Genomic DNA, 22,107 nt, shown 5'->3' with positions numbered 1-22,107 from the left:
GCCTCACCATGGACATGAACCAATATTTATCCATGTTTATCGATGAGTCGAACGATCACTTACAATCATTAAACGAAAAGATGCTGGAATTAGAGAACCGTCCTGACGATCTCGGGATTGTGCAGGTGATTTTCCGGTCCGCCCATACGTTGAAAGGCATGGCAGCCACGATGGGATATGAAGATTTGTCTTCACTGACACATCAAATGGAAAATGTGCTGGATCTGGTGCGAGACGAAAAGTTGAAGATGCAGGACTTTATTTTTGACACCTTGTTTCAAAGTCTTGACGCCCTGCAGTCGATGGTCCAGGATATTACCCAAGGCGGTGACGGGAAAGAGGACGTAAGTGCAATTGTATCTTCTTTGCAAGCGATCGTCCGCGGCGACATGGCACCATCCGGACAAAACAATAACGGTAAACCGGCTGAGAATGCGGCTTCGGAAGGCGGAGCGGCAATTCAGTTGGATGAATATCAGTACTCCGTACTGGAACAGTCGATTGCCGAAGGGCACAAGGTAATGTACATTGAGGTGGCAATCCGCGAAGATTGCCAATTAAAAGCTGCCCGGGCCTATCTAGTGTTCGATCTTCTGGAGCGCTACGGGGAAGTTGTCAAATCCTACCCTTCTGTTCAAGAAATTGAACAGGAAAAATTCGATCGCAGCTTCTCCCTCTATTACATAACACAAAAAGAGGCTGCCGAGCTTCAAGGTATGATCATGAATCTGTCGGAAATCGACTCCGCTCATGTAGCGCTTCTGGATGATGAGACGTTGGGCCAGTTGAACTCAGGGTTAAAAGAAACCGCAGCGGCTTCGGCGGTTGCAGAGCCAACTGCCAAGGATACCGGAAAATCGGCTACAGGCAAGCTGGTCAAAGCGGAAGAAGGCAAAGCAAACGCCCGTCCGACTGGCGGTGCCGCTCCTTCCAGAACCATCAGGGTCGATATCGATCGCCTTGACGTGCTTATGAATCTATTCAGCGAGCTGCTGATTGACCGTTCCCGGTTGGAACAGTTGGCGTACGAAGTGAAACGCTCCGACTTGACCGAAACGGTGGAGCATATGAGCCGGGTCAGCAGTGACTTGCAAAATATTGTATTGAAGCTGCGGATGGTTCAAATCGATTCCGTCTTTAACCGGTTTCCGCGAATGGTTCGGGACCTTGCAAAATCGCTGGATAAAAAAATCGATCTGGTTATCGTAGGGGCCGAAACCGAGCTGGATCGGACGGTCATCGACGAAATCGGCGATCCGTTGGTTCACTTGCTGCGGAATGCGGTGGATCACGGCGTGGAATCAGGTGCACAGCGCATTGCCGCCGGCAAACCTGAGACCGGTACGGTTCAACTGCGTGCGTTTCACAGCGGCAACCACGTGTTTATCGAGATTGAAGATGACGGATTCGGCATTGATCGGGATAAAGTGCTCAGTAAAGCGCTGAAGAATGGGGTAGTGAGCGAAAGTGAAGCTGCTACGCTGACAGATGAGCAAGTATATATGCTTCTGTTTGCACCGGGTTTCAGTACGGCGGAAGTCATCTCCGACATCTCCGGCCGCGGCGTTGGTCTTGACGTCGTGAGATCCAAAATCGAATCCCTGAGCGGAGTCGTATCGGTGGAATCCAAGCTTGGGAAGGGAACGAAGTTCTCCGTTCAGCTTCCATTAACACTGTCGATCATTTCGGCGATGTTGATCAAAGTCGGTTCGGAAAAGTATGCGATCCCATTGTCCTCCATCGTGGAAACAGGACTTATCCGACGAGAACAAATTCGCAAGGTACACGGTTATACGATGATTTCTTACCGGGATTCCCATATTCCGTTGATGTCCTTGGGCGAGCTGTTTGACGTTAAAGACTTTGATGAGAAGGCCGAGGAAGAAACGGAAATCGTCGTCGTCCGTAAGGGAGACCGGCTTGCGGCACTGACCGTAGAAGACTTTATCGGACAAAACGAAATTGTAATCAAAAATTTAGGCAAATATTTGCCTGCAATTCAGGGCGTAGCCGGAGCTACTATTTTAGGGGATGGGCAAGTCGCTTTAATTATAGATCCTAATGCTTTCATTAAATAAGACAGCTATTCAACCCGGAAGCCTGCTTAAGCCGGGACAATAAGGAGGGATCTCCATGGGAGAAGAAATTAAAGTCATCGTTTTCAAATTGGGTCAAGAAGAATATGGGATCGAAGTGGACAAGGTACAAACGATCGAACGTATGATGCCGATTACCCGCGTACCCAAGACATTCTCATTTGTCAAAGGGGTCATTAATTTGCGGGGCGTTGTCATTCCGGTCATTAATTTGCGCGGTCGGTTTGGTTTGCCTGAAGCGGAACACACCGATCAAACTCGGATTATTATTGTGGCCGCCAATGAGCTGGAAGTAGGCTTTATCGTTGACTCGGCGAATGACGTCATTGACCTGAATTCGGATAACATCGATTCTCCTCCGGATGTAGTGGGCGGCGTCAAAGCGAAGTATCTGCATGGCGTGGCGCGCTTGTCCGAGGAACGTCTTCTTGTCATGTTGAATTTGTCGGAAGTTTTGAACCGCAGCGAAATTATTCAATTGGAAAGTTTAGAGGGATAAACGGTGGATCTGTTTAAGGACTTAGAGGAATTCAAGATGGACGTACTTAAGGAGGTCGGCAATATCGGTGCCGGAAACGCGGCGACCGCGCTCTCTCGACTGCTGGATAAGCCGATCGACATGGCGGTTCCTAAAGTCCAGATGCTACCGTTCGAAGCGGTCGCGGAACGGGTAGGCGGTGCCGAGAAGATCGTTCTTGCCGTATTTTTTCGGGTTGAAGGCGATACGCCGGGCAATTTATTTTTCATACTTAGCCCGGAAGCGGCCAAAAAGCTGCTGCACCGTCTAGCCGGTTTAAAAGTCGAGAGCGAAGACAGCTTTTCGGAAATGGAATGGTCTGCATTGTCGGAGATCGGTAACATTTTGGCAGGATCGTATATCTCTTCCCTGGCCGATTTTACTTCCCTGTCGATGACGCCGACCGTTCCGGCGCTTGCGCTGGATATGGCGGGCGCAATACTAAGCTATGGGCTGCTGCAATTCGGAGAAATGGGCGATTCCGCCATGCTGATCGATACAACTTTCATTGAAGGCCAGCACGAGGTAGAAGGACAATTTTTCCTGATTCCAGACCCCGAGTCCTTTGCAAAAATTTTCACCGCTCTGGGAGTGCCACTGGATCATGATTGATGAGCAGTATATCGTTAAAGTAGGCATGGCAGACCTGAATGTGATTCGCGGGCAGGGGTTGATCCGCACCACAGGGCTTGGATCGTGTGTCGGTGTAACATTATTTGATCCACTTTTAAAAATGGCGGGGCTCGCTCACGTCATGCTTCCTTCATCGGAAATCGCCAGAGAAGGGGCGCTGAACATTGCCAAGTATGCGGATACCGCGTTACCTGAGCTGGTTCGCAGACTTTCGGCACTCGGCGCTTCTCGGGGCCGCTTGGTCGCCAAAATGGCCGGTGGCTCGCAGATGTTTACTTTTGCCGGAACCGGTGACTCCATGCGAATCGGACCTAGAAATGCGGAATCCTGCAAAGCGATGCTATCGGAACTTGGTATTCCGCTCCTTGCCGAAGATACGGGGGGAAATTACGGACGAACGATCGAACTCGACTGTGAAACGGGTATATTATTCATACGCAGTGTACAAATGGGTATAAAGGAATTGTAGCCATGACAGGAAAAATTCGCTATTATTTTTTGATTGGTTTTATCGGTTTTTTGATTACCTATGCGGTATCGGCCGGTAACAACTTGTTTACGACGAGCTTGATGCGCGGGTTAATAGGATTTGTGGTATGGTTTCTTCTTAGCTTTGTGGGAAATTGGGTTATTAATTTCCTGAAGGAGCAAGAGTCCCTGCCGGATGTTAGTGAACTTTCTGCAGCATTGCAGGAGCAGGATAAAGGAAGCAACCTCGACTTGACCACGCCGGATCAAAGCGAGGAATTGAACGATCTACTGAAACAGACTCCAGAAGACCAGTTGCAGGCGGAGTTTACGCCACTCGAACCGCCAAAACTAGTTAAAACCATTGACGACAAAGATCCTGAAGAGCTGGCTAAGGTCGTTCGTCACCTGACAGAAAAATAAGGAAGGTGAAGGCAATTGAACGAGCGGAAGACATCCCCTCTGAATTACGCTGACGTTTGGGAACGTTGGAAAGAACACGGCGATTTGGAGGCCAAGAAACAACTTATCGAGAAATATTTGCATATTGTCGACTACGTTTCGGGACGTCTGGCTATCGGTCTGCCGAAGAATGTTTCCAAAGATGATTTAGCCAGTAACGGAGTTATGGGGTTGATTGACGCGGTTGAAAAATTCGACTACAAACGCGGTCTTCAATTCGAGACATACGCTTCGTGGAGGGTTAGAGGAGCGATCTTGGATGGGCTTCGCCAGGGGGACTGGGTTCCCCGTTCCGTTAGAGAAAAAGCCAAAAAAATTGAAGAAGGCTATCAGCAGTTGGAACAGCAGTATCTTCGGTCCGTCACGGACGCGGAAATGAGCGAGCATTTAAGCATCAGCGAAAGAGAGTTCCAGGGTATGCTCCAGGAAGTTGCAGTTATGACGCTATGCTCATTGGAAGACCCGATCCGCGAAGAGGAGTCGGAGACCCGCCTGTCCTTGCTGATTGACGATAAAGCAAAAAATCCGGATTATAAAGTCCAGGAGTTCTATTTGCGAGAATCGCTTGCTAAAGGGATAGAAAAATTGACCGAGAAGGAACGCACGGTCGTTTCGCTGCTTTATTATGAAGATTTGTCTTTAAGCGAAATCGCCGAAGTAATGTCTCTGTCGCCTTCCCGGATCTCGCAATTGCATTCCAAGGCGATTTTTCGGCTTCGAGGCAGCCTGGAAAAGCAGCGCGATCTGCTCATGCGGGAGGATTAGCAGAGAATTGTCTCTGAAAAGTAGATGGAAGGAGGAACGACTCATGGAGTTTACGGGTGATTTAGGGCAAATCCTTAGTATTACGATAAATGATGACAAGACAGTTGCATACTTGCAGTTTATTAAGAAGGATGAAGATTTCTCCTGTACTATGGATGCCCTGCATCAATTTCTGCATGTCCAAGGCATAAAATACGGAATTCAGGAAGATATCGTGAAACGGTTTGCTGTCAATCCGAGGGAATACTTTTTCAGCAAAACCCCGATTGCAATTGGCGTTGAGCCTCAGCAGGGGGAAGACGGCAAAATCCGTTATGCCGTTCCAATGGATGACGATGTGAGGTACAAACCTCTGGAAACCGATGATGGTAAAGTGGACTTCAAAGAAGTTACTCATCTGAATAATGTCCGAAAAGGGCAACTGATCGCTGAGTTGGTTCCTCCCCTCCCCGGACGCCCCGGAACGGCGGTTACGGGGGAAGCCATTCCTAATAAAGCCGGTAAAGAAGCCAGATTTAAAATTGGTAAAAACGTGGTGCTTAATCCTGAACAAAATGCAATGTATGCGGCCATTGACGGCCTGGTCACCCAGACTGATAAGGGGAAGCTGAATGTTTTCCCGGTTTATGAAATTAACGGTGATATCGATTACAGCACCGGAAATATTGACTTTGTAGGTACGGTCGTCATCCGCGGCAATGTTCTGACTGGTTTTAAAGTCACGGCAGCCGGGGATATTCGTGTTGTTGGCGGCGTGGAAGGAGCCGAACTGTATGCGGAAGGCTCTATTGAAATAACCGGAGGAATTATCGGTTACAACAAAGGTGTGATCAAAGCCGGACATACGGTCAAAAGCTCGTTCATTCAAGATGGCAACGTATTGGCCGGTGAGGATGTGGTTGTTACACAGAGTATCATGCATTCCAATATCCGTGCGGGAAGAGATGTTATTTGCAGCGGCACCAAAGGATTGATCGTTGGAGGAAGCATTCAGGCCGGAGAGAGGGTTACGGCACGAATTATCGGCAATCCGATGTCAACGACAACTTCGATCGAGGTCGGCGTTTTACCGGAACTCCGCAATGAACTAATGGATTTACGTCAGCAAGTCAAAGATATCATGGCAAACTTGGACAAATCGGAAAAAGCGCTTACCCTGTTAGATCAGCTCGCTTCTTTGGGTAAATTGACTCCGGATAAGGTAGAAATGCGCTCCAAGCTGGGACTGACCAAAAAGTCCCATGTCCAGGAAATGAATGACCTGAAGGAACGGATGCTTAATATTGAAAAAGCGCTGGAGGACACCGGCAAAGCGCGGGTGGATGTCCTGAAAATGATTTATGGCGGTTCCAAAATCGTTATTGGCCGATATACCAAGTATATAAAAGAGCCGGTCTCGCGCATGTCGTTTTATTTTAGCGAGGGCGACATTTCCATGTCGGTTTACGTATAGAAAGTTCATCACGATAGCGAAGCCTTTTCGTTTCTCAGCTTTGATATCCGGCTAGTATGCCGATGAAATCATGGGGTGATCTTATGGATTTGAAAGCCGTGGAAATGCAAATCGCCATTCCTCGAACCAATGAGTTGGGGCGTATTCAGCATGAAGGACAGCAGAGACCTATGATCGATCAAAGTTTACTTTCGATGGAAAACGTTAAGGAACACGAACTTGAACGGCAGCGGAGTTCAGGAGTTGACGAAAGCGCGCACAATACGACCGTGAAACGGGAGGGTGACTCCCCGGGTAATCAACGCCAGGGACAGGCTTCCCCCGGAGAAAAGCAGGAAGAACAGGAAAAGGTACATCCTGCTGAGCATCCTTATAAAGGGCGACACGTTGATTTATCTTTTTAGCTTCAGTTTATCCTATCGTTTTGCGTGGGGCGGCGGTATTTTATTATCAGCAAGAGGTGAGGATTACATTGTCATTTGGAGAACCATTGTTTTATATTGTACTGCTGGGAGCCGCCGCGCTTGTTTATGCACTCCTGCTTCCGGGACGTAAATCCGCCACGGAGATAAAGCAGGCAGGGACAGGCGACCTCGAGGCGACGTTGGAGCAGTTTATGTCGGAGATTGAGAGAGAGAATGAGGAATTGATCGGTCTCGTGGCGCAGATGAAGCAGGAATTGACATCCAAACAGTTGGCTCACCAGGAACAGATTGTTGAACTTCGTCAGCGTATGGTCGATGTGGAATACACAGCAAGGCAGAATGCATCCCGCCTTGAGCCGCTGGAACAGGCTTCTGTAACGATTTCAAGCCAGACAGCCGCGGTTGAAGACGGTCCGCAGCCAGAAGTAACCGCCACGGCTCCGCTAACCGTTGTTGAGGATATTCAGCCGGAGAGCGATTCAAGAGAATTGACTGAGGATATTCCTGCCGAACCGGAGGTCGCCGACTCGGTACGCGATCGGTACCCGGAATTGTTCGAACTACACGCCAAAGGAAAGTCCATGGATACGATCGCCAAAACGATCGGCATTCAGAGAGGTGAAGTCCAACTCATTCTTCAACTGGCGAAAAGGGAGGAATCCCTGTGATCCGAAACCGTCAATTTATGACCGGCCTGGGGATCGGACTCATCGTGGGGGCGCTGCTTCTGCAAGTGATGTTGATCGGCCAGGGACAGGCTGGCAAATTAAAGACAAAAGAACAAGTTGAACAAGCTGCAGCTTCTTTAAATTTGAAAGTAGTGGAAAGGAACCAGGAACTGCTGACTGAGGAAGAGTGGAGAGCGAGGTCCGAAGAGGCGCTACCCGGTGAAGGGGAGACTGAAGGCGGTTTGAACGAGACCAAGGTTCCGGCGGATCCAGAAGCTCCGAATACACCGACGGCTCCTGCCGATCCCGAGAAGTCAGACCCAAGCGGATCCCTTGCAGTCCCTGAGACAACCACTCCGGAATCACCGAAAGAACCCGACAAAGGGTCGGTAAAATACAAGATCGCCTACGGCAGCACCCTGACGGGGGTGGCGGAAGGTTTACTTCAGGCAGGCGTCATCAGTGATAAGGAAGCCTTCTTGAAACAAGCTAAGGCAAAGCACATCAACAAAAAAGTACGCACCGGCACGTTTACGTTTGAAGTCGGAGAAGAATACAACTCCATTATTTCCAAGATTTCACCTGGCTCCGGGAAATAAGGATGGATATCTTGCTTTTTGCAAGCTCCTGTGAGGGAGCTTTTTTTGTATCTTTTCTTTTTTGCGGATTTCCGTATATTTTGCCGATCAGGCTTATAAACTTCGGTTGCATCGCGTTTTTACTTGTGGTATATTAAATGACGGTGTTATAACGCACGCAAGTTGATTCCGCGAATGGTGCTCCCGACCGGGAGTTTTGGCGGAAGATGAAACTTGCGGAGGAAGCATCAAAAAAACCAAACTTTAGGAGGTGCGTGAAGATGGCAGTAATCTCCATGAAACAACTGCTTGAAGCAGGCGTTCACTTCGGACACCAGACTCGTCGTTGGAACCCGAAAATGGATCGTTATATCTTCACTGAAAGAAACGGGATTTACATTATCGACCTGCAAAAAACGGTCAAGAAAGTTGAAGAAGCTTACAACTTCGTTAAAAGCGTAGCTGAAGAGAATGGTAAAATTCTGTTCGTCGGCACGAAGAAACAAGCCCAAGACTCCGTGAAGGAAGAAGCAGAACGTGCTGGTCAATTCTATATTAACCAACGCTGGCTCGGCGGTACGCTGACCAACTTCCAAACGATTCAAAAACGGATCGACCGTTTGAAACAACTGGAAACTTGGGAAGAAGACGGTACTTTCGCTGTCTTGCCTAAGAAAGAAGTAATTATTCTTCGCAAAGAAAAAGATCGTCTCGAGAAATTCCTCGGCGGGATCAAGAATATGAAGGGCTTGCCAAGCGCGCTGTTCATTATCGATCCTCGTAAAGAACGTATTGCGGTTGCTGAAGCCCGCAAATTGGGTATCCCAATCGTAGGTATCGTTGATACCAACTGCGATCCGGACGAAATCGACTACGTAATTCCTGGTAACGACGACGCGATCCGCGCGGTTAAATTGCTTACCAGCAAAATGGCTGATGCCGTAATCGAAGCGAATCAAGGCGAGCAAACTACTGCCTAATATCGCTAAGAACATAAATGAGCATGAGATGAATTAAATTAAAAAGGGTGGTTGGTAGGTGTCAAACCTCTCACTACCCTTTTTTTAAGAAGCGATTCTAAATGAAAACTATCCAATTTTAATGTGGAGGTAATATAAACATGGCTGTTGATGCAAAATCCGTAAAAGAATTGCGTGAAAAAACCGGTGCAGGGATGTTGGACTGCAAAAAGGCACTTGAAGAAGCGAATGGGGATTTGACAAAAGCGACTGAACTACTCCGCGAGAAAGGTCTGGCTGCTGCTGCAAACAAAGCTGGCCGCGTCGCAACAGAAGGCGTTGTAGAATCTTATATTCATGCCGGCGGCCGGATCGGCGTATTGGTCGAAATCAACTGTGAAACCGACTTCGTAGCGAAAACGGATCAATTCAAGGATTTCGCACGAGACATCGCAATGCATATCGCGGCAATGAGCCCACGTTATGTTCGCCGTGAAGAAGTACCGCAAGAAGAAGTGGAAAAAGAAAAGGAAATTTTGAAGGCACAAGCCCTCAATGAAGGCAAACCTGAGAAAATCGTTGAAAAAATGGTTGAAGGCCGCATCAGCAAATACTACGAAGAGTTCTGCTTGCTTGAGCAAACTTTCGTAAAAGATCCGGATAAAACAATCTCCGCATTGGTTAACGAAAAAATCAGCGCCATCGGGGAAAACATCTCGATCCGCCGTTTTGCCCGTTACGAACTGGGCGAGGGTATGGAGAAAAAAGTGGACAACTTCGTTGAGGAAGTTATGTCCCAAGTTAGACAATAATATATATAACGTTATCAATAATTGAACGTCCTAATAGTTGGAACACGCCGTGTTCCTTCTTTTTTAACCTGACACCCTTGTCGCAGCCGTTCAAAAATGTAGTTTTAGCGCTTGATGTTTTGGAATGTACTTTTTGAACGTCTCTTCAAGCGGGGTCTAAAGTGGAGGTATACATTTGGAACAGCCAGTTTTTAAACGTGTTGTCTTGAAGGTTAGCGGCGAGTCGTTAGCTGGACAAAATGGGTACGGTATTGATGCCGAGACGATTTCGTCGATCGCGCAGCAGGTGAAGGAAGTGGTTGAACTCGGAGTTCAAGTTGCCATCGTATGCGGAGGCGGAAATATTTGGCGGGGGATTGCAGGCAGCGCCAAAGGGATAGACCGTGCTACGGCAGACTATATGGGGATGCTTGCCACGGTGATGAATTCGTTGGCTTTGCAGGATGCGCTTGAACAAATCGAGGTGCCTACACGGGTGCAAACCTCCATCGCAATGCAGCAAATCGCCGAGCCGTACATTCGCCGCCGGGCCATCCGCCATCTGGAAAAAGGCAGAGTTGTGATCTTTGCCGCTGGTACGGGAAATCCGTTCTTTTCAACGGATACCACAGCCGCACTTCGCGCCGCAGAAATTGAAGCCGAAGTTATTCTAATGGCGAAGAATAAAGTCGACGGAGTTTACTCGGCAGATCCGTTCGTGGATCCGACCGCCGAAAAATATGAAGTGCTTACTTATCTGGAAGTACTCAATAAAAATCTGGGCGTTATGGATTCGACGGCATCGTCGTTGTGCATGGACAATAACATCCCGCTCATCGTGTTTGCCATCACGGAACAAGGGAATATCAAGCGTGTCGTTCTCGGTGAACAAATCGGGACGATTGTCAAAGGGAGTGTAGATTAAATGCCGCAAACTATCAAAAAACATGCGGAAGAGCGCATGGATAAGGCGATTCAGGCACTTAAACGAGATCTTGCGACGCTTCGGGCAGGCAGAGCCACGCCTTCACTGCTCGATCGGATCCATGTTGATTACTACGGATCGCCAACCCCGGTTAATCAGCTGGCCAACATCAATACACCGGATTCCCGCACGCTCATGATTCAGCCTTGGGACAAATCGTCTCTTGCAGAAATTGAACGCGCGATCCAAAAATCGGACCTGGGCTTGACCCCGGCCAACGACGGAATGTTCATCCGGCTTTCGATTCCGGCTTTGACAGAGGAACGCCGCGTAGAACTTGTGAAAATGACCAAGAAGTTCGGGGAAGAGGCGAAGGTGGCCATCCGCAATATTCGCCGCGACGCGAACGACGATATTAAGAAGTTGGAGAAAACCGATATCTCTGAAGACGAATCGCGCAGACACCAGGAAGATATCCAAAAGACAACCGATAAATTCATCGCTGAAGTGGATAAAGTGCTTGCTGCGAAAGAAAAAGAGATTATGGAAGTTTAAGAGACAAAAAGCGGCCCCTCCTTTTACGGTGGGGTTTTGTCTCTTTTTCATCACCGGCTGGAGGAAAAGCAATGAATAGAGTTTTTGGGTCCTGGCGCAAAAAAAGGAATAGCCCTGAGTCTGTGCATCCGGACGGCGAAAATATCCCTAAACACGTCGCTATTATTATGGATGGCAACGGCCGTTGGGCCCGCAAGCTCGGAATGCCGCGCATAGTCGGACACCGTAGCGGGATGAAAGCCGTTAAGCGGGTAACGATCGCAGCGGATGAACTGGGAATCTCCGTTTTGACGCTTTATGCGTTTTCGACAGAGAACTGGAAGCGGCCGAAGGAAGAGGTCGATTTTTTGATGTCGCTTCCGACAGAGTTTTTGGCCATGGAACTCGAGGAATTGATCGAGAAAAATGTTCAAGTCCGGATGATGGGGCATACCGAAGAACTTCCGGAGCATACGATTGCCGCCATGGAAGAAGCGATTGAGCGGACAAAACATAATACGGGACTCATCTTAAATTTTGCGCTCAATTACGGCAGCCAGCGAGAAATTACCGAAAGTGTCAAAGAGATTGCCCGCGAGGTCATGGAAGGCAAGATAAAGCCGGAGGAGATTACGCAGCAAATGATCGGGTCGAGACTGCTGTCCGGGGGCCTGCCGGATCCCGATTTGCTCATTCGCACCGGGGGAGAGCTGAGACTTAGTAATTTTATGTTATGGCAGACAGCCTATAGCGAACTCTGGTTTACGGACCTGTATTGGCCTGAATTCGGCCGTGAGCAATTGTTTGCGGCGGTGGCCGAGTACCAAAATCGAACCCGGCGTTATGGCGGTTTATCCTAGCGGGATGGAAGGTGTAGAAAGTTGAAACAACGGTTGATTACAGGAATTATCGCCGGCGGTGCATTTCTAGGACTCTGTCTCGTTGGAGGGGTATGGTATCATGTGCTTGTGCTGGTCATGGCGCTGATCGGATTTTATGAATTCGTGCGCATGACCAAGCTTCCGGCTTTTGGCGGCACTGCCCTGATTGGGTATATCGGTGTTTCGTATGCCGTTTTTCCTTGGAAATTGCTTGGACTGGACATGCCCTTAAGCGTCGTGGCGGTATTCTGGTTGCTGATGCTGCTGTTTCTTGTCGTTACCGTCGTGACCAAAAACGAGGTTCCAATAAACCAGGTTGCAATGCTGTTCCTTGGCATGGTATACATTGGACTGGGCTTCGCTTATCTGGCTGACACCCGGAGTACTCCGGACGGTCATGGCCTGTTCTGGACCTTTCTCATGCTGGCTTCGATCTGGAGCAGTGATGCAGGGGCCTACTTTAGTGGACGCAGGTTTGGCAAGACCAAGTTGTGGCCGGCGATCAGTCCGAACAAAACGGTGGAAGGCGCTGTTGGCGGCATTATTTTGGCGGTCATCGCTGCCGTTATATTTGCCTTGACTTCCGGCGGACTGCTTACAATCGGGAGGGCTCTTCTGTTAGGGGGATCCGCCGCTGCCGTCGGTCAATTGGGAGACCTTGTTCAGTCTGCTTATAAACGAGTGTACGGCATTAAGGATTCCGGGACTTTGCTGCCCGGTCACGGAGGGATTTTGGACCGCTGTGACAGTTGGATCGCAGTCTTTCCTTTTGTACATATCTTGTCGTTGTTGCCAGTGTTCTAGATATTTTTAAGGTGCGAGGTGTGCATGATGAAAAAAATAGCCGTCATCGGTTCGACCGGTTCGATCGGTACCCAAACCCTTGATGTCGTAACGCAACATGCCGGTCATTTTGCCGTTGAAGGCCTTGCGGCCGGCACCAATGCCAAACTCTTCGTGAAGCAGGTAAATGACTTTAAACCGAAAAAAGCTTCCGTTGCGAATAAAGAGATCGCGGATCAAATCCGTCACCTGATTCCAAGCAATGTGAAGTTATTCTATGGGGAGGAAGGGCTCGTCGAGGTTGCGGCCGGAACAGAAGCCGAGACGGTGGTCACGGCGATCGTAGGAAGCGCCGGATTGCCGGCAACGCTGGCGGCCATTTCCGAAGGCAAGCATATCGCGTTGGCAAATAAGGAAACGCTTGTGACTGCAGGTCATCTGGTGACCGGATTGGCAAAAGAAAAGGGAGTATCCCTCCTGCCCGTGGACAGCGAGCATTCCGCAATTTTTCAATGTTTGAACGGAGAGCGGATGGGGGATGCGGAGCGGATTACGCTTACTGCATCCGGAGGTTCTTTCCGCGATCTAAATCGAGAGCAACTTAGGCACGTGACGGTTGAAGATGCCCTTAAGCATCCTAACTGGTCGATGGGCGCCAAGGTGACGATTGATTCGGCCACGATGGTCAACAAAGGATTGGAAGTGATCGAGGCCCGCTGGCTGTTCGGGATGAGCTTCGAACAAATCGGCGTTTTGATGCACCCGGAGAGTATTGTCCACTCTTTCGTTGAGTACCGTGACGGCAGTGTGATCGCCCAATTGGGAACGCCGGATATGCGGGTACCGATTCAATATGCCCTAACTTATCCGGAGCGATGGACTTCCGACACGAAACGGCTGTCTCTGGCCGAGGTCGGCAAGCTTCATTTCCGGGAAATGGATATGGTTCGTTACCCATGTTTAAGACTGGCCTTCGAATGTGGTAAAATAGGTGGGACGGCAACGAGCGTGTACAACGCAGCCAATGAGGTCGCCGTCGCCCGTTTTCTGAACAGGGAGATTCCGTTTCTACAAATTGAATATCTTATCGAAAGTGTTCTTTCCAAACACCGGGTTCAAGCCGAACCGGATTTGGAAGCCATCAAAGAAGCCGACCGGTGGGCCCGTGACACCGCGCGATCTTTGTAAGACCGCCGGAGCATAAATTTTCTTTTGAGAGCGGAAAAGTTCCATCCCGGTATTCTCTTGTACCTGATCGGAGAATAATGATAATCTAAAAGAACGTTGGACGATCCGTGGCCAAAAGGAGGATGCTTACGCTTGGAATTGATTAAGATCATATTTTTGACTGTTTTCATGTTCTTTGTGATTGTCACGGTGCATGAATGGGGACATTATTTCTTCGCTAAACGGGCGGGGATACTCGTTCGCGAGTTCGCCATCGGTTTCGGTCCTAAGCTGTTTTCCTATAAGAAAGACGAGACGCAGTTTACGCTAAGACTGCTGCCTTTCGGCGGCTATGCCCGGATGGCCGGCGAAGATCCGGAACTGGTTCAGATCACGAACGGGCAAACCGTAGCCTTGAGACTGGATGGGGATGAAGTCCGGAAAATATATCTCGATCGGCTTGACAGCCGCAAAAATGTAATCCGCGGCGAAGTGAATGAGGTGGATCTGGAAGAGCGTTTGCAGGTCAAACTCGATGTAGATGGAGAGGTACTGACCTATCGCGTTCACCCGCAAGCGATGCTGGTGGCGAAAGGCAAAGAAACGCAAATCGCTCCTAAAGATCGTCAATATGGGAGCAAAACAGTAGGGCAGCGTGCCCTGTCTATTTTTGCCGGACCTCTGATGAACTTTATCCTTGCTTTCGTGCTCTTTGCACTCCATACGCAAATGGCCGGAATTCCGCTTGCGGATCCCAGCCATCTGCAAATCGGCGAAGTGATGAAAGGCATGCCCGCGGCTGAAGCCGGCGTCATGGAGGGAGATATTATCGTCTCCATAAACGGCAAGCCGGTCGGAACCGACGCTAACGGATTGATCGATATGATCAAGGCGTCCAAAGACAAGCCGATGGAATGGAGCGTTAAACGGGGAGATCAAAACCTGACGATTGCCCTTACTCCGCGGTCCGTGGACAATGAGGAAGGCGGTAAAGTAGGTAGCACGATCATTACTTACTTCCCTACGCGGAGCGCTTCATTTGGAGAGACGTTTACCGTGGCGGGTAAAGACATGGTCTACACGACTAAAGCGATTTTTCTCGGGTTTCAGCAACTGATCAACAAGTTTTCGATGGACGACCTGGGCGGACCGGTTCGTACATTTGAAGTAACGGGGAAAATCGCCAAGCAAGGCGTCGTCCAATTGACCTACTGGGCTGCTATTCTTAGCCTGTACCTGGGGATTTTCAATCTGCTGCCGATCCCGGCATTGGACGGAAGCAGGCTCGTATTCTTGGGAGTGGAGGTGCTGCGTGGCAGACCGGTGGATCCGAACCGGGAAGGGCTGGTGCATTTCATCGGGTTTGCGATGCTGTTCCTGCTGATGATTGCAGTCACCTATAATGATATATTGCGATTGATAGGCTAATAACGGGAGGATTAGGTTTTAATGGCTAATGAGGAGAAACAATTTGTAACGGAAATTACCCCGCAGGGAGAAGACTTTTCCCGCTGGTACATCGATGTAATCAAAAAAGCAGATTTGATGGATTATTCGCCCGTGCGCGGCTGCATTGTTTTCAAACCGGATGGTTATGAAATTTGGGAGCATATCCAGGCCGAGTTGGACCGGCGTTTTAAAGAAACGGGACACCGTAATGCTTACTTCCCGCTGTTTATTCCCGAAAGCTTTTTACAAAAGGAAAAGGAGCACGTTGAGGGCTTCAATCCCGAGCTTCCTTGGGTAACCGAAGCAGCAGGCGAAAAGTTAGAGGAACGTCTGGCGATCCGCCCGACTTCCGAAACGATGTTCGGGCATATGTACGAAAAATGGATTCAATCCTATCGCGATCTGCCGGTACTGATCAATCAGTGGGCCAATGTAGTTCGTTGGGAGAAACGGACTTTGCCGTTCCTTCGTACAAGCGAATTCCTGTGGCAGGAAGGCCACACCGCGCATGAGAACGAACAGGAAGCTCGTGAAGAAACAATGCGGATGCTGGAGATTTACCGCGATTTCGTCGAAAATTATTTAGCCATTCCCGTAATCGTAGGCCAGAAAACCCCTTCCGAGAAATTTGCCGGTGCGGTCGATACGTATTCCATCGAAGCGATGATGAAAGATGGACGTGCCGTTCAGGCCGGGACGTCGCACTATCTCGGAACCAATTTTGCAACGGCTTTCGATATTCAATATTTGAACCGGGACAATGTCCGCGAGTTCGTGCATACGACATCATGGGGCGTCAGCACGCGGTTGATTGGATCGCTCATCATGGTTCACGGCGATGACCGAGGTCTCGCTTTGCCGCCTAAAGTGGCACCTAAGCAAGTCATGATTATTCCGATCGGTCCGCCAAAAACTCGGGATGATGTTGTGGGCCGGGCGGACGAGCTGTTTGCCGAATTGAAAAAAGCCGGCGTTCGCGTTGGTATTGACGACCGTTCGGACGTCCGTCCGGGCTGGAAGTTTAATGAATATGAGATGCGCGGTGTGCCGGTTCGTCTGGAAATCGGTCCTCGCGATATGGAAAACGGGGTTTGCGTGCTTGTCTCCCGGATCAGCGGAGAGAAGAAAGTGGTATCCCAGGATAATCTGGTGGAAGAAGTCAAAGCCATGTTGGATCAAGTGCACCAGGAGATGTTCGACCGCGCCAAAGCGTTCCGGGAAGAACACTTCTATACCGTGGACACCCTGGATGAAATGAAAGCCAGTATTGAAGAAAAGCGCGGCTTCACTCTCGCGGGCTGGTGCGGTTCCGAAGCTTGCGAACGTCATGTCAAGGAAGAAACTGGAGCGACAAGCCGGAACATTCCATTTAAGCCCGAAGTTACAAAAACCACTTGTCTGGTGTGCGGGGAACAAGCACAACATACGGTTGTTTTTGCCAGAGCCTACTAGTCACATACTATCTATTGGAAGGCTTCCGGCAGGAAACTGCCGACAGGTCATACACCTGTCGGCCTCCAGCGCCGGAAGCCTTGCTGTTTGAGAATCAATGAAATATTGAAGCGTCACTTTGGACTTATCAGCAAGCGTGTCGTATGGGAGGGGAAATCATGTCCGACACTCAGGGAAAAAGAACGCGTCTCGAACTGCTGATGAAGCAGGCGGAGATGCCGTCAACCGTTGTCGATCCGTATTTTCTCGATGGTTATATCGATCGGGTGGAAGTAAGCAGAACCAACAAGGAATGGAAGATTACACTTTGCAAAACTACGCTCGTTCCAGCGCAGGTCTATCGTACGTTTTGCCTGCGAGTACAGGAACGGATGGAGCATATCGCACGCATCTCTTTTTTATACCGTTATGAGCAAGAAATCGGTGCAAGCGAAATCGTACAGGAATATTGGAAACTGTTCCTGGAATGGGTGCAGCGGGAGGTGCCGTCGGTCAATGGCTGGATGGCTCGGGCAGCCCATGAAGTTGAAGGCGATCTCGTGTCAGTGACCTTCACCGATGCCATGACCCTGGAATTGGCTCGTAAAAAAGGCATCGACCGGGCCATTACGTCTTTCTTTGAAACCTATTTCGGCTTAAGCCTCCGGGCGAAGCTGCTATCGGGCGAAAACAGCAGCGATGCCTTTGAAGAGTTTCAACAGCGGATCGTGGAAGAAGAACGTGAAGTGATTCAGCAATTGATGGAGAGCATGACCGTGGAAGCTCCGCCTGAAGAAGTGGATGGGGAAGCCATCAAGCTGCAGATTGGCTATGATATTAAAGAACAGCCTGTGCCGCTCCAGAACATTCAGGACGAAGAGAAGAAAATTACGATTCAAGGTACGATCTTCGGATTGGATCGTAAGGAACTCCGAAACGGAAATACACTGTTTACATTTTATCTGACCGACTTTACCGATTCCTTGCAAATGAAGATGTTTGCCAAGAACAAGGAAGACTTGAAAGTTATGGGGCAACTGGCTAACGGGAAATGGGTGAAGGCTCGCGGTAAAGTGGAGATGGACCGGTTCATGCAAATCCCTGAACTTGTGATGATCCCTTCCGATTTATGCGAAATTTCTGCGCCGCCGACCCGGAAGGATAACGCCGAAGAAAAGCGGGTGGAATTCCACCTGCATACGACGATGAGCACGATGGACGCGGTTACCCCGATCGGAGATTACGTCAAAATGGCGGCCAAGTGGGGCCATAAAGCGATTGCCGTTACGGATCACGGCGGTATTCAATGTTATCCGGACGCGGCCAAAGCGGCGAAGAAAAACGGAATCAAAATGATTTACGGGGTGGAAGCCAATGTTGTCAACGACAATGTGGCGGTCGTACTTAATCCCCGTGCCGATGATTTGAAGACGACGACTTTCATCGTATTCGATATCGAGACCACGGGCCTGTCGGTTACGCAGAACAAGATCATTGAAATCGCCGCCGTCAAAATGAGTGAGGGTAAAGAGATCGACCGGTATGCCACCTTCGTTAATCCGCATGAGCGAATCCCGTATCATATCCAGCAACTGACCAATATCAATGATGAGATGGTTCAGGATGCTCCGGAAGTGGAACCGGTACTCAAGCAATTTATCGAGTTTGCCAAAGATGCGATTCTGGTAGCGCACAATGCCCGGTTCGACGTGGACTTCGTGAATGCGAAGCTGAAGGAACTCGGTCTGCCTGTCATGAAGAATCCGGTACTCGATACGCTCGAGATGGCCAGAATGTTGTTCCCTTCCATGAAAAATCACCGCTTGAATACGCTGGCGGCCAAATATAAAGTTTCGCTGGAAAATCATCACCGCGCGATCGACGATACGTTGGCGTTGGGACAAATTTTGAACGGCCTCATTGAGGATGCGGGTAAAATCGAGGGCATTACCTCATTGGAGCGTCTGAACGACAAGGTAGGTAAGGATTTGTCCAATGCTCGTCCGTTTCATTGCGGCATTTACGCTTTAAATATGACCGGCAAGAAAAATTTATTCAAGCTCATCTCTATGTCCCATACCCAGTATTTTAAGCGTGTCGCCTGTATACCGAAGTCCAAGCTTGCGGAAATGCGGGAAGGTCTGCTCATCATTTCGGGATGCGAAAAGGGCGAGTTTTTCGAGGCGGTCCTGAACAAATCGGTGGAAGAAGCCGAAGGAATTGCCGGGTTTTACGATGTGCTGGAGATTCAGCCGCTTACGATGTATATGCACTTGGTGGACAAGGGGCTCGTAGGCAGCGCTGAGGAACTGAAAACGGCGATCCGGAAAGTAGTGGAGATCGGCGAGCGGCTCGGAAAGCCGGTTGTCGCCACCGGGAACGTTCATTACTTGGATCCGCGCGACAAGTTATACCGCGATATCACCATTCACGGGATTACCGGGTTCAGCCCGCTTAAGGACATCCGCAAACCGGATGCGCACCTGCGTACGACGGACGAAATGCTGGAGGAGTTTGGGTTTCTGGGGAAGGATAAAGCCTTTGAGGTCGTCGTTAAAAACACCTCCGATCTGGCGGATTCCTTTGAGGAACTCGAATTGTTTTCGGACAAGCTGTATACGCCGATTATCGATGGGGCGGATGAAGAAATCCGTAATACGTGTTATGCAACGGCGAAATCCATTTATGGCGAAGAGCTTCCCGACGTAGTCGTCAAGCGACTGGAGAAAGAGTTGGAGCCGATCATCAAATACGGGTTCTCGGCGAACTACTTGATTTCGGAACGACTGGTGAAAAAGTCGAACCAGGACGGTTATCTCGTTGGTTCGCGGGGATCTGTAGGCTCGTCCGTCGTGGCGACCTTCCTTGGGATCTCCGAAGTAAATCCGTTGCCTGCGCATTATATGTGCTTGAATCCTGACTGCAAATACAGCGAATGGTTCCTCGACGGCAGCGTGCCAAGCGGTTTCGACCTTCCGGATAAGGACTGCCCGAAATGCGGGAACAAACTTAAGGGAGAAGGCCAGGATATTCCGTTCGAAACGTTCCTTGGTTTTAAGGGCGACAAGGTACCCGATATCGATCTTAACTTTTCCGGCGAATATCAGCCTCAGGCGCACAATTACACTAAAGTACTGTTTGGAGAAAAAAGCGTGTTCCGTGCCGGAACGATCGGTACGGTGGCGGAGAAGACCGCGTTCGGATTCACGAAAAAATATGAAGAAGAACATCACAAAAGCTGGCGCGGCGCCGAGCTCAACCGTTTGGCTGCAGGTTGCACCGGCGTGAAGCGGAGCACGGGCCAGCACCCTGGGGGGATCGTGGTCGTTCCGGACTATATCGAGGTTGAAGATATCACGCCGGTGCAGTATCCTGCCGACGATACAAGCGCGGAATGGATGACGACGCATTTTGATTATCATGCTTTTGACGCAAACTTGCTCAAGCTTGATATTCTGGGTCATGACGATCCGACCATGATGCGGATGCTGCAGGATTTGACGGGCATCGATCCGACGAGTATCCCGATGAACGATCCGAAAGTGATGAGCATGTTCAATTCCACGGAATCGCTTGGAGTTTCACCGCAGCAAATTCGGACCCCGGTAGCCACCTACGGCGTTCCCGAAATGGGAACGAAGTTCGTCCGCCAGATGCTCGTGGAATCGCAACCGTCCTCCTTTGCGGATTTGCTACAGATTTCCGGACTGTCCCACGGCACCGGTGTATGGCTGGGGAATGCTCAGGATTTGATCAAGAACGGAACCTGCAACATCAAGACCGTAATCGGCTGTCGTGACGATATTATGCTGTTCTTGATCTATAAGGCGGGTATGGACGCCGGCCTGGCCTTCAAAATTACGGAGAGCGTCCGTAAGGGGAAAGGGCTGTCGCAGGAATGGATCGATGAGATGAAGAAATGCAAAGTGCCGCAATGGTATATCGACTCCTGCTTGAAGATCCAGTACATGTTCCCGAAAGCGCATGCCGCGGCCTATGTTATTTCGGCAGTGCGTACCGCGTATTTCAAGCTGTATCATCCGATTGAATATTACGCAACTTATTTCACTGTACGGGGCGAGGATTTCGATATCGAGTTGTTCTGCCAGGGCTATGAAGCCATTTATCGCAAAATCGAAGAGATTGAGCAAAAGGGCTTCCAAGCGCTGCCGAAGGAGAAAAACATGCTGCCGATTCTGGAAATGGCGCTGGAAATGACGTCCCGCGGATTCCGCTTTAAGGGAATCGACTTGTACCGCTCCGACGCGACGAAATTCATCGTCGACGGCGATGCGCTTATTCCGCCGTTTTCCGCGCTGGCGGGCATCGGCGACAACGCTGCCCGAAACATTGCAGCTGCTAAGGAACAAGGGGAATTCCTCTCGATCGAGGATTTTCAGCAAAAGTCGAAGGCGAGCAAGACGATCGTCGAACTGCTCGGCACGATGGGCTGTTTCCGCGGGCTGCCGGAAAGCAATCAGCTATCGCTGTTTTAGCCCGGCGTAAAGGCGTTTTACTTGTCACTATTACCGGACTATGTTATAATTTTTTTGGTAATCATGAAGATAGAACCGTTGCTTAAAGAGTGGGGAAACCCACTCTTTACTCTTTGGTATATAGGAAAGAATTATATGGAGGTAATGTACGCTTGAGCACACCGAAGATCAAAGCGGCCGTGGAAGAGATGGTCAAACCTTATCTGGATGAGAACGGCTTTGAATTGGTTGACATCGAGTACGTCAAGGAAGGGAGCAATTGGTTCCTTCGCGTATTCGTGGACAAAGACGGAGGCATCGATATCGATGATTGCGGTCGAATCAGCGAATTTCTGAGCGAAAAGCTGGATGAGAACGATCCGATTCCAACCGCGTATTTTCTTGAAGTGTCCTCCCCCGGGGCGGAACGTCCGTTGAAAAAAGCGGAAGATGTATTGAAGGCCGTCGGTAAAGATGTATTTGTAACTACATATGAACCGTTGGACGGCTTGAAAGAATTCGAAGGCCGGCTTCTTTCTTTTGAAAGCGAGGAGCTTGTCATTGAAATCGGCAAAAAGAGCCATACCATCCCATACAGCAAAGTTGCCAGCGCTAGGTTGGCCATTATTTTCTAACAAAAGGTGCAG

The 22,107-nt window shown here is 49.6% G+C and carries 21 protein-coding genes; all 21 read left to right on the top strand.

Features of this window, described 5'->3' with window-relative positions; all coding sequences use genetic code 11:
• Window positions 1-8: 8 nt before the first annotated feature.
• The 21 genes from DFP94_RS07490 to rimP all read left to right on the top strand — a co-directional run bounded on the left by DFP94_RS07490 (window position 9) and on the right by rimP (window position 22,095).
• Entirely contained in the window at window positions 9-2,078 is a 2,070-nt protein-coding gene (locus tag DFP94_RS07490; protein ID WP_114495863.1) for a chemotaxis protein CheA, read from the top strand.
• Between the two features lie 55 nt (window positions 2,079-2,133).
• Entirely contained in the window at window positions 2,134-2,595 is a 462-nt protein-coding gene (locus DFP94_RS07485; RefSeq protein ID WP_114495862.1) for a chemotaxis protein CheW, read from the top strand.
• Window positions 2,596-2,631: 36 nt separating this feature from the next.
• Window positions 2,632-3,225 (top strand): chemotaxis protein CheC, encoded by a 594-nt coding sequence (locus tag DFP94_RS07480; protein ID WP_425459241.1) that lies wholly within the window; start codon window positions 2,632-2,634, stop codon window positions 3,223-3,225.
• A complete protein-coding gene (locus tag DFP94_RS07475; RefSeq protein ID WP_114495860.1) occupies window positions 3,218-3,715 on the top strand; it encodes a chemotaxis protein CheD in 498 nt (165 codons plus the stop codon). Before DFP94_RS07480 ends, DFP94_RS07475 begins: the two co-directional genes overlap by 8 nt.
• Window positions 3,716-3,717: 2 nt before the next feature.
• Complete coding sequence (locus tag DFP94_RS07470) at window positions 3,718-4,137, top strand: hypothetical protein (RefSeq protein ID WP_114495859.1); 420 nt, start codon at window positions 3,718-3,720, stop codon at window positions 4,135-4,137.
• 15 nt (window positions 4,138-4,152) lie between these two features.
• The gene (locus DFP94_RS07465) at window positions 4,153-4,941 is read left to right on the top strand and encodes a FliA/WhiG family RNA polymerase sigma factor (protein WP_114495858.1); all 789 of its coding nucleotides are present in this window, start codon (window positions 4,153-4,155) and stop codon (window positions 4,939-4,941) included.
• 43 nt (window positions 4,942-4,984) lie between these two features.
• Window positions 4,985-6,394, top strand: coding sequence for a flagellar assembly protein A (locus tag DFP94_RS07460; protein WP_114495857.1), 1,410 nt, complete (start codon window positions 4,985-4,987; stop codon window positions 6,392-6,394).
• 83 nt (window positions 6,395-6,477) lie between these two features.
• Window positions 6,478-6,798, top strand: coding sequence for a hypothetical protein (locus DFP94_RS07455; RefSeq protein ID WP_114495856.1), 321 nt, complete (start codon window positions 6,478-6,480; stop codon window positions 6,796-6,798).
• 68 nt (window positions 6,799-6,866) lie between these two features.
• Window positions 6,867-7,487 carry a hypothetical protein gene (locus DFP94_RS07450; protein ID WP_114495855.1) on the top strand — a complete coding sequence of 207 codons (621 nt, stop codon included), beginning with the start codon at window positions 6,867-6,869 and terminating at the stop codon, window positions 7,485-7,487.
• Window positions 7,484-8,086 (top strand): hypothetical protein, encoded by a 603-nt coding sequence (locus DFP94_RS07445; protein ID WP_114495854.1) that lies wholly within the window; start codon window positions 7,484-7,486, stop codon window positions 8,084-8,086. The genes DFP94_RS07450 and DFP94_RS07445 overlap by 4 nt, the downstream gene beginning before the upstream one ends.
• A gap of 260 nt (window positions 8,087-8,346) precedes the next feature.
• The gene (gene rpsB / locus DFP94_RS07440; RefSeq protein ID WP_114495853.1) at window positions 8,347-9,045 is read left to right on the top strand and encodes a 30S ribosomal protein S2; all 699 of its coding nucleotides are present in this window, start codon (window positions 8,347-8,349) and stop codon (window positions 9,043-9,045) included.
• 140 nt (window positions 9,046-9,185) lie between these two features.
• Complete coding sequence (gene tsf / locus DFP94_RS07435; RefSeq protein WP_114495852.1) at window positions 9,186-9,836, top strand: translation elongation factor Ts; 651 nt, start codon at window positions 9,186-9,188, stop codon at window positions 9,834-9,836.
• Between the two features lie 175 nt (window positions 9,837-10,011).
• Window positions 10,012-10,740, top strand: coding sequence for a UMP kinase (gene pyrH, locus DFP94_RS07430; protein WP_114495851.1), 729 nt, complete (start codon window positions 10,012-10,014; stop codon window positions 10,738-10,740).
• Complete coding sequence (gene frr, locus DFP94_RS07425) at window positions 10,741-11,295, top strand: ribosome recycling factor (protein WP_114495850.1); 555 nt, start codon at window positions 10,741-10,743, stop codon at window positions 11,293-11,295.
• A gap of 71 nt (window positions 11,296-11,366) precedes the next feature.
• Window positions 11,367-12,134, top strand: a complete 768-nt coding sequence (locus tag DFP94_RS07420; protein ID WP_114495849.1) for an undecaprenyl pyrophosphate synthase — start codon at window positions 11,367-11,369, stop codon at window positions 12,132-12,134.
• A gap of 21 nt (window positions 12,135-12,155) precedes the next feature.
• Window positions 12,156-12,959, top strand: a complete 804-nt coding sequence (locus DFP94_RS07415) for a phosphatidate cytidylyltransferase (protein WP_114495848.1) — start codon at window positions 12,156-12,158, stop codon at window positions 12,957-12,959.
• 27 nt (window positions 12,960-12,986) lie between these two features.
• A complete protein-coding gene (locus DFP94_RS07410; RefSeq protein WP_114496349.1) occupies window positions 12,987-14,126 on the top strand; it encodes a 1-deoxy-D-xylulose-5-phosphate reductoisomerase in 1,140 nt (379 codons plus the stop codon).
• A 132-nt stretch (window positions 14,127-14,258) separates the two neighbouring features.
• The gene (rseP, locus tag DFP94_RS07405) at window positions 14,259-15,533 is read left to right on the top strand and encodes an RIP metalloprotease RseP (RefSeq protein ID WP_114495847.1); all 1,275 of its coding nucleotides are present in this window, start codon (window positions 14,259-14,261) and stop codon (window positions 15,531-15,533) included.
• A 21-nt stretch (window positions 15,534-15,554) separates the two neighbouring features.
• The gene (gene proS, locus DFP94_RS07400) at window positions 15,555-17,006 is read left to right on the top strand and encodes a proline--tRNA ligase (protein WP_114495846.1); all 1,452 of its coding nucleotides are present in this window, start codon (window positions 15,555-15,557) and stop codon (window positions 17,004-17,006) included.
• 158 nt (window positions 17,007-17,164) lie between these two features.
• Window positions 17,165-21,481, top strand: coding sequence for a PolC-type DNA polymerase III (locus DFP94_RS07395; protein ID WP_114495845.1), 4,317 nt, complete (start codon window positions 17,165-17,167; stop codon window positions 21,479-21,481).
• A 152-nt stretch (window positions 21,482-21,633) separates the two neighbouring features.
• Window positions 21,634-22,095: a ribosome maturation factor RimP gene (rimP, locus tag DFP94_RS07390; RefSeq protein WP_114495844.1), complete on the top strand. Its 462-nt coding sequence runs from the start codon at window positions 21,634-21,636 to the stop codon at window positions 22,093-22,095.
• Window positions 22,096-22,107 lie beyond the last annotated feature (12 nt).

Origin of the sequence: Fontibacillus phaseoli (assembly GCF_003337355.1) — a bacterium.
GTDB classification, from domain to species: Bacteria; Bacillota; Bacilli; order Paenibacillales; family Paenibacillaceae; genus Fontibacillus; species Fontibacillus phaseoli.
This window is presented reverse-complemented; position numbering and strand designations above follow the sequence as displayed.

Coding starts and splice junctions, on each gene's coding strand:
- DFP94_RS07490 (WP_114495863.1), top strand. CDS start 9: ATGGACATGAACCAATATTTATCCATGTTTATCGATGAGTCGAACGAT.
- DFP94_RS07485 (WP_114495862.1), top strand. CDS start 2,134: ATGGGAGAAGAAATTAAAGTCATCGTTTTCAAATTGGGTCAAGAAGAA.
- DFP94_RS07480 (WP_425459241.1), top strand. CDS start 2,632: ATGGACGTACTTAAGGAGGTCGGCAATATCGGTGCCGGAAACGCGGCG.
- DFP94_RS07475 (WP_114495860.1), top strand. CDS start 3,218: ATGATTGATGAGCAGTATATCGTTAAAGTAGGCATGGCAGACCTGAAT.
- DFP94_RS07470 (WP_114495859.1), top strand. CDS start 3,718: ATGACAGGAAAAATTCGCTATTATTTTTTGATTGGTTTTATCGGTTTT.
- DFP94_RS07460 (WP_114495857.1), top strand. CDS start 4,985: ATGGAGTTTACGGGTGATTTAGGGCAAATCCTTAGTATTACGATAAAT.
- DFP94_RS07455 (WP_114495856.1), top strand. CDS start 6,478: ATGGATTTGAAAGCCGTGGAAATGCAAATCGCCATTCCTCGAACCAAT.
- rpsB (WP_114495853.1), top strand. CDS start 8,347: ATGGCAGTAATCTCCATGAAACAACTGCTTGAAGCAGGCGTTCACTTC.
- tsf (WP_114495852.1), top strand. CDS start 9,186: ATGGCTGTTGATGCAAAATCCGTAAAAGAATTGCGTGAAAAAACCGGT.
- frr (WP_114495850.1), top strand. CDS start 10,741: ATGCCGCAAACTATCAAAAAACATGCGGAAGAGCGCATGGATAAGGCG.
- DFP94_RS07420 (WP_114495849.1), top strand. CDS start 11,367: ATGAATAGAGTTTTTGGGTCCTGGCGCAAAAAAAGGAATAGCCCTGAG.
- DFP94_RS07410 (WP_114496349.1), top strand. CDS start 12,987: ATGAAAAAAATAGCCGTCATCGGTTCGACCGGTTCGATCGGTACCCAA.
- proS (WP_114495846.1), top strand. CDS start 15,555: ATGGCTAATGAGGAGAAACAATTTGTAACGGAAATTACCCCGCAGGGA.
- DFP94_RS07395 (WP_114495845.1), top strand. CDS start 17,165: ATGTCCGACACTCAGGGAAAAAGAACGCGTCTCGAACTGCTGATGAAG.